Origin of the sequence: Acinetobacter sp. 1000160 (assembly GCF_000588715.1) — a bacterium.
Taxonomy (GTDB): domain Bacteria; phylum Pseudomonadota; class Gammaproteobacteria; order Pseudomonadales; family Moraxellaceae; genus Acinetobacter; species Acinetobacter courvalinii.
Genome location: NZ_JFWP02000003.1, coordinates 504,167 through 517,473, shown reverse-complemented (window position 1 = coordinate 517,473; position 13,307 = coordinate 504,167). Strand labels below are relative to the sequence as shown.

The window sequence follows — 13,307 nt, the reverse complement described above, 5'->3', positions numbered from 1 at the left end:
TTCGGGGCTTAGTTTCCTCAAAATATGGCACTTGTTTACGGGCTGGTGAATGTTGCCAATGTTATTTTGGTTTTAACTTCAGCCCGCCCAGACCAACTTATTTTCAAGGAGTGCACGAGTGGCAAACTCTGCTCAAGCTAAAAAACGTGCTCGTCAAAACGTTAAAGCACGTAAACACAACGCAAGCTTGCGTTCTATGGTTCGTACTTACATCAAACGTACTGTAAATGCGATCGCTGCTGGTGATTATACTGTTGCTACAGAAGCTTACAAAAAAGCTGTTCCTGTAATCGACCGTATGGCTGATAAAGGCATCATCCACAAAAACAAAGCTGCTCGTCATAAGAGCCGCTTGAACGCTCAAGTTAAAGCATTAGCTAACTAATTTGATGCATATAAAAGAGCCCGAATTTTCGGGCTTTTTTATTGTCTTCAGTTTTTCAAATATGGCTGTAAACCTGTTCCCGCCTCATTCACAAGCAGCATCAGTTTCTGACAGAACTTATAACTTTCCTCGAGCAATCCCAGATCACGCGCACGCGCATTGTGCTGAGTAAAAGACCGTTTATAAAACTGATAGCGCTCATTTAGATAATCATGATCCTGACTCAGTGCAATCATCATTAACTCAAATCGAAAATCCAGATCCACCATAAAGTCTGTCGGCATATCGCCATAGACCCACGCTTGCAGTATCTCCAGTTTGCCGTGCCCCAGATGTGTAAAGATAAAAGCAATATAAGCATCCAGCTGTTTAAAGAAATCCTGAATATTGGCCTTGCTTTCCCAACGTCCCGTTAGTGCAAAACAAGGTTCTGGATTATATTCCCCATTAGCACGCCGATGCACATCCATCGAACGCAGCCTAAAAATCAACCGTTCAGATAACTGCTCCTGCAAGTGCTGAGGAATAAAACGATCGGTAAAATCCATTGCAAAAGACAGCATGGGGCTGATGGTCAGTTTTCTCAGCACCATCTTCAATTGATAAAACACACCCAGCTGTTTCTGGGTCAATAAAAAACACCGGTAACCCGTATCCAGCGCCAAGTCTGGTCGACCAATATTCCCCCAGTTTGAAATAAAATCATGCGCTACATTAAACACATCAAGCTTGAGATGCCGGGTATCGTCCTGCTGTTCAAACCATTGACCAATCAGTTGCTCTGCGGCGGCCATATTATGTGGCATCTCAAAATCACCTGTTTGCAACAGCGATTTCGCATCTTGTACAGGCTGAATTTGTTTTAACTCTAATGGTTCCAATAAATACGGTTGCAGCATATTTGAGACGGCATTTTCAGGAGACTGCAATTCACCAATCGCCCACACATTATAATTCGGCTCATAAAACCCGACTCCGGTCTCTTGAACCGTTTCATAAAAAACCCGATACACCGCATCATTTTGAGCCTCATTGGCCAGTACTTCAACTTGCACACTGGCATATAATCCTTGAGCAAACTTGCTCTTGAGCCCTTGCACCCATTGTTGAGTAGGCTCGGAAAAATAGGCTTGATATTGAGGATCGCAAATTTTATCTGAAAATAACTCCAACCAGGCCTGTAATTTTTTACCCTGGCTGGAAGTGTTGCAATATTGCTGATGCAGCTCAAAAGCAACCTGTTGAGAATCATCTTCTGCGGGCACTTTGCCTGTAAAAATCTCAGGCTCCCATAAATAAATTGTGTTTGATAACATCTTTTTATCCAATTATGTGTCGGTTTTCTCTTTTTATTTTCCTATCATGACGAAAAAAGACTGATTTTAAAAGTACCGTTTTTATTATTTTTAACTTTTTGGGACATTTTATTGATTAAAAAAATGAAGCCCCAAAGAGCTTCATATTTTTTATTTATAAAATCAACTTAGATACTATAGTAATTAAGGTATTACCGATAAAGCCTTAGCGGCGATTGGTAAATTCCTGGCAGATAGTCCTGCAAGAAGCAAACTATCATTCATTACCGGAATACTCCATTTCTGATTAGCCCCATTGGTACAGCGATAACGGATTAAGCGCGCACGATTATTGCTTAGATACCCACCTTCCAGATCAAAACACTGATTTGACTGCTTAATTGCCTGCGCAACAGCATCTACTTCCCACACCTGACTATTTGCAGTACCACATGGCATCAGATTAATCACATTTCCAGCCGTAGTGGTTAGGCATTGATCGATATATTGCTTGTTATGGATTTTGCCCAAGGCATCATAAACCCATTTTTCCGAATCAACCCCAACACAACCCGTCGCTCCACTAATAAAGGCATTGAGCTGTCCATTTGCCAGCTTCTCGGCTTTTAAACAGTTGCTTCTGTTTAACAAGCTACTCCCTGATGCAAAACTCAGATCATCTTGCAGTTCCAGTTTTTCAATAAAGGCCTGAAAGGCATTTACCGCATCAGGATTCAAATTGCTTAAATCCGAGCGATAGACATTGATCCAGCGATTTAAACGATAAAGCTTAATCTGCTGCTGGGTATAACGCATCATTTCGGTTTGTGCATCTGCGGATAACTGATCCTTAAAGCTTCGATATGAATCAAACAACAATCTAGCTTCAGGTGAGAGATTCATAACCCGCTTATTCTTATTTTCAAGCAAAGCCTGTTCCAGCTGCGGCAACTCAATTGTTCTTAGAGCTGAATATTCTGCCTCCTTACCAATATCAACTGCTGGTGTTGAAGCAGGCGTATTGGCAGGAATCGACATACTCGACAATAAAACTGCTGCCTGATTGGCCTTTTTACAATAAAGCTTGACCTGCTGCGGTGCCTCACTTTGCGCCAGATTAATATGAAACTTATTGGCATTACCATTCATGCGTTGCGGCGCCAAAGCTATATTTTGTGTTGCACTTGCAAACTGTACATTGAGCCAGCAATTTGCGGTTACAGCAGCTGGATTTACTTGCGGTAGATCAAATACATTCCCCCACTTCCCTTTTGCTGCCGGATAAATCAAACCAACTTGTACCTCTGGATCGTAACCCCCTAAAATCGTATACACAGGCACACCAAACATTCTTGGTTTTAGATAGTTACCATCGGCACGGTTATACCAGACATTACTTGAATTTGGCGTTTTAGGTTGCGCAATCTCCATCATACGGGTGCTGGCATTCCATTTTTTATAACCGGTCGGCGAACTCGCATCCCAGACATAACGATCAAAAGCCGGCTGAATTTTTAGGTAGGTGCTATAACCGGTGTAATGGGTATATCTGGAAATACTACTGGCCGTTGCACCGCCCGACATTGCATCCCAACCATAAGCATATTTATTCAGGAAATTCGGTACGCCATTGGTACCATCACCTAGACTGGTATTGGTCCAGTTAAGATTGCCACGCATTTTGTTTCTAAAGGCGATATAACCCCAGCCACTGTCCGCATGATGCGCAGCCCAGAACATATTCTCACCCACTGCGCCAGGATAATGCCCAAGCCCATAATGATGGCCGATTTCATGACTAAACTCATTCCCCACAGAGTCGATCAAGGTCAACATACCATTACCACCACTTAAGCCATGCGTTGCCTCACCATTGCTATACTTCCCGCGTGCATAATGCGCTACCACACTTTGAGTCAACTGAGGTTGTTCCTGACTCGCCATTGAAGCACTGGTGATACCCCAGTTGGCGAGATTAATGCCGACACCGAAAGTCGACTTGGCGGTATTTTCACGCATATCACCGCTATATACATCCCCTGTTGTGGCACTGACTGTGTCATAAATAACACCGCTTGCAACCATGACCCTATCGAGTTTTAAATCATCATATTTTGCAACGATCATACGCGCCGCCGGAATGGTCTGGAAGTAATCAGTGCCCGCTTTAGCAGGCTCAAGCAACATATAATGTCCTGTTGATTTCGGCGGATCGGTTAATAAGCCTAAACGGATATTCTGTAGTACTAACTCGCCTGGCGCGGCCAGATCAATCTTGTCTGCCGTTAAATCACCACCACGATTATTCAGTGGATCAATTACCCGAAGATGCAGACCCGCTCGGATTTCATGCCACTTCAACGCGACTGTCCATGCCCGCGTCGAATAACTGACAGGCAGACGCCCATCGGTATTGGATTGATCCGAAGCTGCAATTCTTGAGGGTTCTTTCAATTTAACCGTTCGTAGCAGTTGATTATCCCGATAAATTTCGACATTTAATGCCTGCAGATCACCCATTTCTACCAATGGCGTCACCAGTAACAACGCATCTTTTTCCGCGGTTAAGCGTGGCATCGAATCTTTTTCATTCTGGTTAGGATTGACCACATGGCTTTGTGCAAATTGCAACATTGCCGCAAATCCGCCATTTAAATCATTGCGTAATATTCTTGGCAGTCCGAGTTTATCGTAATCATAAAAGCCCAATACCGCTGCATCGATCACATCCTTGTTAGGTTCAGGATACTTTTCTATAACTGGAGGCATCGATGGTGTTTCTGTTGTCGTAGCGCCACCTTGATTCGGTGTCTCAGGTGTTCCATCGCCTGGCAACTCACTGCTTCCATCGTCTGGCACCTGGCTGCCACTTCCCGCCGTGGTATGATCATTCTTCGGCGGCTCAGTATGATGTGTTGTACTGCTGTCATCTGAACCACCCACGCAAGCCACCAGCATAACGGACAGCAAACAGGCCGTTAAATGTTTAAGTTGTAATTGCATCACATTCCCAAGAAAAACTTGTCAGATTATCGTTAATGATAAATTCTGTTAATTAATTAAAATTAATATAAATCATGTATTTATCATAGTAACAATTTAAATGATCGAATGTGAAGTTAATTTTTAATATTGAAATAGCATGCTTGATTTATTGTAATTTTAAAATAATAAACGCGGGTATAGCATCACGATCAGACCAATGCCCAACTACATTTCTACAACTTAAAGGCTCTACTTTATGAAAATAAAATTAATTTAAATTGAAGTGTATATAAATAATTAAATAACACATGCTGGAGAGCATCATGAATAAAATCTGGAAAGTTATTATTCCTACTGCCTTTGCTTTATGCAGCAGCTTTTCCTTTGCAGCAACATGTAATAGCATCATCGATAACAATACACTCAGTGATCTTACTATTCCAGCTGGCGCCACCTGTACGGTAAATAATGTCTCCATTGAAGGCGATGTAAATATTCAGAAAGATGCCAGTCTGATTCTAAACAGCTCATCCGTTCAGGGCAGCATACAAGCCCATCAAGCCAAAGCCATTCACTTAATCAATTCAAGCGTGAGTGGTGATGTACGGGCAGCGCAGGCCGCAACCATGATTCAGTTGGAAAAATCGGTTATTTCTGGGGATCTGCAGTGCTCTGCATCCACTAAACTACAAACCAATTTAAGCAGTATTGAAGGACAAAAAACCGGTAAATGCCGCTAATTTCCTTTCTTCAATCGCCTTCAAAACAAAGCCCAAATAAAAATATTTGGGCTTTAGTAAACACTGATATTGTTGGCATATTTAGAGCAATCCCGCCTGCCTCATTTTATACATTACAGTTCCAAATTTTCTGTACCTCTATCTATTTAAAAACTGCTTTATATTCAAAACATTTTTCTCGCCGCGCCAAATCCATTTTAACTGGCTTTCGGCAAAATCATCACCTTCAAACCATACAAACAAACCTTCCATCATCGCTGGCCAATCTGTTTGCGCAATCTGGTTTTTGCCGGAAATGACAGCAATAATAGCCGCAAGAATCGTGTCATGACTTACTGCTAGACTTAGGCTATTTTGCTGGGTGGGATGAGTATGGTACAGCAGTTCCAAGACATCAAATACGCCAGTGATCGGATGTTTCATCCCAGGCAGTGCATTATTCACAAAACTGTTAATAAAGCCCAAAGCGCCCTGCTTACGGAAATAGGGCGCAGCCTGCTTAATGTCTAGTACGAAGCTTCCTGGCTCAACCAATAAACGCTGTTCCACAATTTCAATACGATGAGTATTCACTGCTTTACGAGTCTGGTCCGCACCTTCGATCATTAAAGCTGCAGTATCGACACAACGTTGAATCGGACTTGAAATACAATGCTGAATGGCCCGATCGCTATGTTGACTTAAATACTCTCCCCAAGCATAAGCCAGATCACGCCCGGGTTCTGTCAATTGCAGATCATAACCCGCCAAGCCCTGCCCATCCACCAACTCACGCAAGGAGTGTCGGGTAAACAAGGTGACAGGAGTTGAAGCATCAGGTAATAAATCAATTGCTTCGAACATACTTTTCGGCAATAAATGCAGGGCCATATTCATACACAAATTCGGATTTAACCCACTATAGCATGAGTGGAATGACTCTCAATCCAAAATGCCAGAAAGTGCCAGAGCCTCATAAGCAATTTTTTTGCAATGCTGATCTCGAAATGCGATAAAACCGCCATTTAAAACCGTTTCACGCTGATTATATAAAAAGGGCTTTTGATCCAGCGTCATCAGGCCACCCCCGATGCTTTCCAATAAAGCCTGTCCTGAACTAGTATCCCATTCCGAGGTGGGATGAAAGCGAGGATAAATATCAATTTCACCTTCCAGCATCATACAAAATTTATAGGCGCTGCCCGCTTCGCGTCGCTCAATGGCACGATGTTGCAAGATCGGTTGCATAAAGTTTTTATACTTCGGATTTTTGCTGTTATGGCTCAGACCAATTTGCAGGGGTGCGGAAGAATCATGTTCTTCAATCTGGTACTGAAACCATTCTTGTCGACTAAAACTATATTTATAAGGCAATTGTGAGGTATAGCCGATATACATCACCTGCTCACATGGCACGGCAATGATCGCAAATGTAGTCCGGTCATCCTCAATCAGACTCAGATTAATGGTGAATTCATCACGCTCATGGATAAATTCCTTGGTGCCATCTAAAGGGTCCAGCATCCAGCAGCGTTGCCAAGCAGACCGCGCCGAATAATCACTCTCTTCCGACAATACCGGCAGTTGCGGGGTGATGGTCGCTAAATGCTTCATTAAAAAATGATTCACTTTCAGATCCGCCTGCGTTACCGGAGAATCATCACTCTTTTCCTGAATATTAAACTCGCACCCGGCACAATAACTTTGGTATTCTTCCAGCAATAGTTGACTAGCCTGCGCCATGATCGGAACAAGTTGTGAAATTAACTGATCTTGTGGGGCAAGCGTTTTAATAAACATAGACCAACCTTATGTCATATTCAGATTTACAGCAGCAGCCGATTGCCATGTTCGACATGGATGGCACTTTACTCGATTTAGCATTTGACGACTTTATTTGGAATCACTGTTTGCCCGAGCGACATGCTCAAGTGCATCAATGCAGCTTGGAACAAAGTCAGCAAACCCTATTTCAGTTTTACCAACAACATAAGCATACACTATCTTGGTACTCTTCGTCGTTCTGGACGGCTAAAGTCGGAGTCGATGTCCTGCAACTTCAATACCAGCATCGCCAGAAAATTGGCCCGCGTGCAGGCTGCCATCAATTGTTACAACAACTCAAAGCCGAAGGTTATCGTTGCTGGTTACTGACCAATGCCGATCGTGCAGGCCTGCAATTGAAGCTTGAAAATGTCGAACTTCGCCCCTATTTTGAAGTAATGATCAGTAGTGAAGAACTTGGGCACGCCAAAGAAGAAACCGCTTTTTGGCAAAAACTACAGCAATTGCATCCATTTGATCCGGCTCAGGCTGTCTTTATTGACGATACCGTTGCCGTGCTCAAAAGTGCAGAAGATTTCGGTATTCGCCAGCTGTTTAGTATTTTACAGCCCTCAAGCAGCAAAGCTGCCAGATCTGTAACCGAATTACCGTATCCTGCACTTGATCACTTAACTGAACTTTTTGATTATCTTGAACCCAACCTACAGGTAACAGATGCCAAGACAGCATGAACCAGAAAGCATGGATGCCATGCGTATTGATAAATGGCTATGGGCTGCACGTTTTTTTAAAACACGTTCAATTGCCAAAGCTGCGATAGAGGGCGGTAAAGTCCACCATAATAATGATCGTGTCAAAGTCTCTAGAGACGTGCGTATTGGTATGGAACTGACCATCCAGCAAGGTTTCGAGAAAAAGACCGTAGTGGTGAAAGCCCTTTCAGCGGTCCGTGGTGGTGCGCCAGCTGCACAACTGCTTTATGAAGAAACAGCGGAAAGTATTGCCCGTCGGGAGTTGCATGCATCACAACGAAAAATGCATAATCTAGCCCGACCAGATCATCGACCAAGCAAAAAAGATCGTCGTGATATCAATCGTTTTAAGCAGGAAAATGTACAGTCATGGTCTTATCATGATGAATAAAATTTTCTAATTTTGGGTGCGTCATCTTGTGTCGCATAGACAGAGATCAGATGTAGAATAAACAACGAGAATCTGCCACTATACTCAAGTCCCAACAAGTTGAGATTCAATACATCCACTTGGGTTAGTCGTTAAGAAATAAAGTTTTGAGGTTTTGAGATGGATGATAATAAAAGCAAGGCGTTACAAGCTGCGTTAAGCCAGATTGAAAAACAATTTGGTAAAAATACAGTCATGCGCCTAGGTGATAACACTGTACAGGCAGTTGAAGCTGTTTCTACAGGTTCTTTAACACTGGATATCGCATTAGGGATTGGCGGATTACCTAAAGGCCGTATCATCGAGATTTACGGTCCTGAATCATCAGGTAAAACGACCATGACGTTGCAAGCCATTGCGCAATGTCAGAAAAATGGCGGTACATGTGCATTTATCGATGCGGAACATGCATTAGATCCAGAATACGCACGTAAGCTGGGTGTGGATATTGATAACCTGTTGGTATCACAACCCGATCACGGTGAACAAGCGCTTGAAATCGCAGATATGCTGGTACGTTCAGGGGCTATTGACTTGATCGTTGTCGACTCTGTCGCTGCGTTAACCCCTAAAGCCGAAATTGAAGGTGAAATGGGTGATTCACACATGGGTCTACAAGCACGCTTGATGAGTCAGGCATTACGTAAAATCACAGGTAATGCAAAGCGTTCTAACTGTATGGTGATCTTCATTAACCAGATCCGTATGAAGATTGGTGTAATGTTTGGTAGCCCGGAAACCACCACTGGTGGTAACGCACTTAAATTCTATGCGTCTGTACGTTTAGATATCCGTCGTATTGGTGCAGTGAAAGAAGGCGATGAGATTACTGGTAACGAAACTCGCGTTAAAGTTGTCAAAAATAAAATGGCACCTCCTTTTAAAGAAGCAGTGTTCCAGATTATGTACGGCAAAGGTACCAATCAGCTAGGTGAGGTGGTTGATCTTGCAGTTCAGCAAGATATCGTACAAAAAGCGGGTGCATGGTATTCATATCAAGGCAACAAAATTGGCCAAGGTAAAAACAATGTGATTCGTCATTTTGAAGAGAATCCAGCCATGGCCCAAGAGATTGAAAAACAGATTCGTGAGCAACTTCTGACTAAAACCAATGCTGAAGCTGCACAAACTGAAGATGAAGAAGAACCAGACTTTTTAGAAAGTTAAGCTAAAACGCCCTTCGGGGCGTTTTTGTTTCATGAGGAAATCGATTTTGTTTAATAGTGAAAAAACAGAAAAACCTAAAACCCTGACCGGAACGCGACTACGCTCGTATGCCTTTGCCCTGCTCACACGTCGCGACTATTCACAGGCAGAACTGATTGCCAAGCTCAATCAATATGCGATCAATCCCGAAGAAGTCGAGAAACTGGTAGAGGAACTCGCGCAGAATAATTATCAAAGTGACCAGCGTGTGGCCGAGCTGACTTTGGTAAGCCAATTAAGAAAAGGGAAAGGCCTACAACGCATCAAGCAGGCACTGAAAGCCAAACAGCTGGATGCAGAACTAATTACAGAGGAATTGCAAGAAGTGGACTGGCTTGATCAGGCCTATCAACTGAAACTAAAGAAATTTGGCGAAGAAGTCGCAACTGATCCGAAAATCAAGGCAAGACAAATCCGGTTTTTACAATACCGTGGCTTTGATATGAATGTGATTATGAAAGCGATTGCTCGAACGAGCGAAGAAGAATAACTGGTGGCAGCCCTACCAGCATGACTTCGGCACATCATAGTTCTACTACCGTTGCTACCTTCCGGTCCTGGCGGGGTTCGTAGAGTACAATTGCGAAGCTACCAGCAGGGCTACCATTGCCTGACAAAGTATAGAGATTTTTGCCTGAGTTGCAAGACTTGTCTCTGTTTTTCAGTGAGTTTTTAGCTCAACTGCCTAATTCATCATCAAACCCTCTGTATTTTTGATCGATTTACTCTGAAGATGTGCAAACATTCAACAACAACCGATTAATTTTCTTCAAAAGTGCTTGAAGATTGTAAATGCTTATTGCATTTAAATGAGTTGCTGTTTTAATGGCTAAATCAAAAATCTATATCTGGTGTGTTGCAAGTAAACAGTGAAGACTTGTTCGGCCACAGCTTTATATTTCAACTTATGGATGAATTTTTATGCTAAAAAAGCATTCCGTACTTTTTATTGCCCTGCTCAGTAGTGCACATTTATATGCCAACGTCCCTATTGAATCGCGTGCTTTAAGCCAGCAACAAGCCAGTAATGTGGTTGCCGGTACGCCGAGCCTGAACTGGGAAATCATGCAGAAGAACCAAAAGCTTGAAGAAGAGATCCGCAAGTTACGTGGTCAGCTTGAAGAACATGACAATGCCATCGAGCAATTAAAAAAAGAGTTAACCAACCGTTATACCGATCTGGATCAGCGCCTGGAACTGCTGTCACAAAAAATTGATCCGCCTGAGGACAATCCTGAGGCACAAGATCCATCGGCTGCAACTGCCTCAACCAATGCAGACACCAGTGCTCCTGCGATCGTACCTGCAGCACCGGTACCGCAACAGACGACACCAGCCACCACGCAAGCTCCGGCTGCACAACCGCAGACCAATACAGCAACAACAGAGAGTGCCAGCAGCCAGATTGAATTAGAAAAAGCGGCGTATACCGTAGCCCTGGATGCCTATAAACAAGGTGGCGCAAAAAAGGCGATTCAGCCGATGCAAAACTTTATTAAAAACCATCCCAACGGGATCTATGTGGGGAATGCCTATTTTTGGCTAGCTGAATTTTATCTGGCTGTTGAGCCTGTGGATTATAAAGCGGCAAAACAAAACTATAATATTGTTGCGACACGCTATCCAAACTCAGCCAAAGCATCTCGTGCAGTGTATCAACTCTATAGTATCGCCAAAGAAGTTGATAAAAACACGGCTTTAGCCAATCAATATAAAAGCAAGCTGCTCAGCCAATACCCTCAATCAGAGGAAGCAAAATTTATCCAGAAAAAATAAGCTTTTTGCTTTAACAAAAAAGCCAGTGGATATTCACTGGCTTTTTTATGACCTAGATCAAATCATTATTTGATCTTGGCTTTTGATTTTAAATATTCAGTGTAATCTTCCAGGATTTGTTGTCCACGGAACTGCTGGTACAGTTTATTCAACTCTTGTACCTGTTCTGCTGGCAAAGTACTGGCAACACTACTGTTGACATTTGAAACTGCCACGATCACCAATTCATTTGGTAATTTCGCAGTCGTAGCAGACCATAAACCTTCTTTTGCTGGCGCCGGAATACTGAAGGCAGCACGCTCAATCGGACGTTTTAAACCTTGAGAACGCGCAAAAGTACCCGCATTTTCAAAGTTCACCTGAGACTTGGCAACCACTTGTGCCGCTGGCTGGGTTTTAAAATCATTCAGGATGCTGGCAATTTTTGCTTGAGCTGCTTTATAGGCTTTCGCTTCGATCACTTTTGCTTTGACTTCAGCAGTCGCCTGCTCTAAAGGTTTAACACCGGCAGCATGATAGTTACGGACTTTGATCCAGATGGTATCGCCATTGGCCAGTTGAATATTTGAAGACGCGTTACGGTCACCATTCTTCACATCATCATTGAATAATTTTGCTTTAACACCTAGATCACTCAAATAAGGATTCTGAGTGGCTAAAGTCACGCCATTTGCAGATTCAATACGCGCACCCTTCACTTCCTCAGCCACAGCCTCTAGAGAATCATTACCGACCACCATTTCATTCAAACTGTTCACGCTATCACTGAACTGATTCGCCAGTTTAGTTTTCTCGACTTCAGCCGTTAAACGTGCTTTTTCAGCTTCAAATGATGGCAATTTCAGCATTGGCGTTTCAGCTTGAATGATGTGATAACCATATTGAGTTTTAACAGGTTTTGAAATTTCACCGCTTTTTAATGCATTCACTGCATTATCAAAATCAGCCGAGAATGCCCCTGGTGCATAAGCCTCAACCAAACCACCCTGCGTCTTGGACGTTGGATCATCCGAGAACTGTGCAGCAGCATCGGCAAAGCTCATATCCGACTGAATTTTTGCATAAACGTCATTGGCAAGCTTCTGCGCTGCCGCATCGTCACGCGCATCCGTGGTAATCAGAATATGTTTAACCTGAGGTTTAACCGCTTTTTTCTTCTCATCGACAAAAGCGTTATAGGCTTGTTGTAAATCAGCTTCAGTCACCGCAAGATTTGCCTTAGGCAACAATGCCGGGGTTAATACCACATAATCGACATCAACACTGGCCACTTGCTTAAATTCATTCTTATGCTTGTTGTAGTAATCAGCGATCTCCTGATTTGAAGCCGTTACGCCTTTTTTATAGTCATCCAGCTTAATACTCGCCAAATGCAAAGTACGCTGTTCAGTCTGTAAATTCGCTAATTGCTGTACATCGGATTTACTGACCAAAGCATAATCCATCAACGAGGTTGAAATCATTTTTAGCGCATGATCCTGGCGTAAGCTGCTGATCAAGGCCTGATTGGTCATCCCTACAGAACGTAAGTAGTTTTCATATAAAGTTTGAGAAAATTTGCCATTTTCCTGAAAACTCGGTTGTTGTGCCAACATTTGCTCAAGTTGCACATCACTGAGTGTCATTCCCAGCTTTTCAGCTTGCTGTTGTAACAATGAACGGGCCACCAAGGCGTCGAGTGCTTTCTCTTGAATCACAGGCAAGTTCAAAAGTGATTCATCACCTTTCACCAGTGACAAATACTGGTCTTTATAGTTTTTGGTTGCACTTTCTAATTCTTTATTAGAAATATCTTGACCGTTTACTGATTTTGCAACGTCTGCTTTATTGCTACCACTAAAATACCCTTCTATACCGACAAGTGCTAAAGGAGTCAAAAACAAAACTAACAGGACTTTGCCAAGCCAACCCTTAATGAGAGTACGAAACGATTCCATAAGAATTCCAATATTTTATTTCGGGGCAATTTTAACT

12 protein-coding genes and 1 other RNA gene are annotated in these 13,307 nt (G+C 42.9%); 7 read left to right on the top strand and 6 right to left on the bottom strand.

Annotation, left to right across the window (positions count from 1 at the left end):
* Positions 1 to 118: 118 nt before the first annotated feature.
* On the top strand, positions 119 to 385 hold the full coding sequence (gene rpsT, locus J699_RS09940) for a 30S ribosomal protein S20 (protein ID WP_004771687.1): 267 nt from the start codon (positions 119 to 121) through the stop codon (positions 383 to 385).
* A gap of 47 nt (positions 386 to 432) precedes the next feature.
* Here rpsT and J699_RS09945 read toward each other — a convergent pair whose 3' ends face one another.
* Together J699_RS09945 and J699_RS09950 are read right to left on the bottom strand one after the other, a co-directional pair.
* On the bottom strand, positions 433 to 1,701 hold the full coding sequence (locus tag J699_RS09945) for a hypothetical protein (RefSeq protein WP_032867247.1): 1,269 nt from the start codon (positions 1,699 to 1,701) through the stop codon (positions 433 to 435).
* Between the two features lie 183 nt (positions 1,702 to 1,884).
* The gene (locus J699_RS09950) at positions 1,885 to 4,683 is read right to left on the bottom strand and encodes a M66 family metalloprotease (RefSeq protein ID WP_032867249.1); all 2,799 of its coding nucleotides are present in this window, start codon (positions 4,681 to 4,683) and stop codon (positions 1,885 to 1,887) included.
* 305 nt (positions 4,684 to 4,988) lie between these two features.
* On the opposite strand from J699_RS09950, the gene J699_RS09955 reads away from it, so the two are divergent.
* Entirely contained in the window at positions 4,989 to 5,405 is a 417-nt protein-coding gene (locus J699_RS09955) for a hypothetical protein (protein WP_032867251.1), read from the top strand.
* A 138-nt stretch (positions 5,406 to 5,543) separates the two neighbouring features.
* Here the strand turns inward: J699_RS09955 and J699_RS09960 are convergent, their stop codons facing one another.
* Together J699_RS09960 and J699_RS09965 are read right to left on the bottom strand one after the other, a co-directional pair.
* The gene (locus J699_RS09960) at positions 5,544 to 6,275 is read right to left on the bottom strand and encodes a histidine phosphatase family protein (RefSeq protein ID WP_005284993.1); all 732 of its coding nucleotides are present in this window, start codon (positions 6,273 to 6,275) and stop codon (positions 5,544 to 5,546) included.
* A 51-nt stretch (positions 6,276 to 6,326) separates the two neighbouring features.
* Positions 6,327 to 7,184 carry a 3'(2'),5'-bisphosphate nucleotidase CysQ family protein gene (locus J699_RS09965; RefSeq protein ID WP_032867254.1) on the bottom strand — a complete coding sequence of 286 codons (858 nt, stop codon included), beginning with the start codon at positions 7,182 to 7,184 and terminating at the stop codon, positions 6,327 to 6,329.
* Between the two features lie 11 nt (positions 7,185 to 7,195).
* On the opposite strand from J699_RS09965, the gene J699_RS09970 reads away from it, so the two are divergent.
* From J699_RS09970 to J699_RS09985, 4 genes are all read left to right on the top strand, one after another.
* Positions 7,196 to 7,900: an HAD-IA family hydrolase gene (locus J699_RS09970; protein ID WP_032867257.1), complete on the top strand. Its 705-nt coding sequence runs from the start codon at positions 7,196 to 7,198 to the stop codon at positions 7,898 to 7,900.
* Entirely contained in the window at positions 7,884 to 8,312 is a 429-nt protein-coding gene (locus J699_RS09975; RefSeq protein WP_005229771.1) for an RNA-binding S4 domain-containing protein, read from the top strand. Before J699_RS09970 ends, J699_RS09975 begins: the two co-directional genes overlap by 17 nt.
* Positions 8,313 to 8,471: 159 nt before the next feature.
* The gene (gene recA, locus J699_RS09980) at positions 8,472 to 9,518 is read left to right on the top strand and encodes a recombinase RecA (RefSeq protein ID WP_032867260.1); all 1,047 of its coding nucleotides are present in this window, start codon (positions 8,472 to 8,474) and stop codon (positions 9,516 to 9,518) included.
* Positions 9,519 to 9,564: 46 nt separating this feature from the next.
* Positions 9,565 to 10,047 carry a regulatory protein RecX gene (locus J699_RS09985; protein ID WP_032867263.1) on the top strand — a complete coding sequence of 161 codons (483 nt, stop codon included), beginning with the start codon at positions 9,565 to 9,567 and terminating at the stop codon, positions 10,045 to 10,047.
* 10 nt (positions 10,048 to 10,057) lie between these two features.
* Here the strand turns inward: J699_RS09985 and ffs are convergent.
* Positions 10,058 to 10,154: signal recognition particle sRNA small type (ffs, locus tag J699_RS19135), an RNA gene on the bottom strand.
* Between the two features lie 324 nt (positions 10,155 to 10,478).
* On the opposite strand from ffs, the gene J699_RS09990 reads away from it, so the two are divergent.
* On the top strand, positions 10,479 to 11,333 hold the full coding sequence (locus tag J699_RS09990; protein ID WP_005229767.1) for a YbgF trimerization domain-containing protein: 855 nt from the start codon (positions 10,479 to 10,481) through the stop codon (positions 11,331 to 11,333).
* Positions 11,334 to 11,398: 65 nt separating this feature from the next.
* On the opposite strand, the gene J699_RS09995 is transcribed toward J699_RS09990, so the two are convergent.
* Positions 11,399 to 13,270, bottom strand: a complete 1,872-nt coding sequence (locus J699_RS09995) for a SurA N-terminal domain-containing protein (RefSeq protein WP_032867265.1) — start codon at positions 13,268 to 13,270, stop codon at positions 11,399 to 11,401.
* Positions 13,271 to 13,307 lie beyond the last annotated feature (37 nt).

Bases quoted from the DNA above. Each gene is read 5' to 3' on its own strand.
- J699_RS09945 (WP_032867247.1), bottom strand. From the start codon at position 1,701: ATGTTATCAAACACAATTTATTTATGGGAGCCTGAGATTTTTACAGGC.
- J699_RS09950 (WP_032867249.1), bottom strand. From the start codon at position 4,683: ATGCAATTACAACTTAAACATTTAACGGCCTGTTTGCTGTCCGTTATG.
- J699_RS09955 (WP_032867251.1), top strand. From the start codon at position 4,989: ATGAATAAAATCTGGAAAGTTATTATTCCTACTGCCTTTGCTTTATGC.
- J699_RS09960 (WP_005284993.1), bottom strand. From the start codon at position 6,275: ATGGCCCTGCATTTATTGCCGAAAAGTATGTTCGAAGCAATTGATTTA.
- J699_RS09965 (WP_032867254.1), bottom strand. From the start codon at position 7,184: ATGTTTATTAAAACGCTTGCCCCACAAGATCAGTTAATTTCACAACTT.
- J699_RS09970 (WP_032867257.1), top strand. From the start codon at position 7,196: ATGTCATATTCAGATTTACAGCAGCAGCCGATTGCCATGTTCGACATG.
- J699_RS09975 (WP_005229771.1), top strand. From the start codon at position 7,884: ATGCCAAGACAGCATGAACCAGAAAGCATGGATGCCATGCGTATTGAT.
- recA (WP_032867260.1), top strand. From the start codon at position 8,472: ATGGATGATAATAAAAGCAAGGCGTTACAAGCTGCGTTAAGCCAGATT.
- J699_RS09990 (WP_005229767.1), top strand. From the start codon at position 10,479: ATGCTAAAAAAGCATTCCGTACTTTTTATTGCCCTGCTCAGTAGTGCA.
- J699_RS09995 (WP_032867265.1), bottom strand. From the start codon at position 13,270: ATGGAATCGTTTCGTACTCTCATTAAGGGTTGGCTTGGCAAAGTCCTG.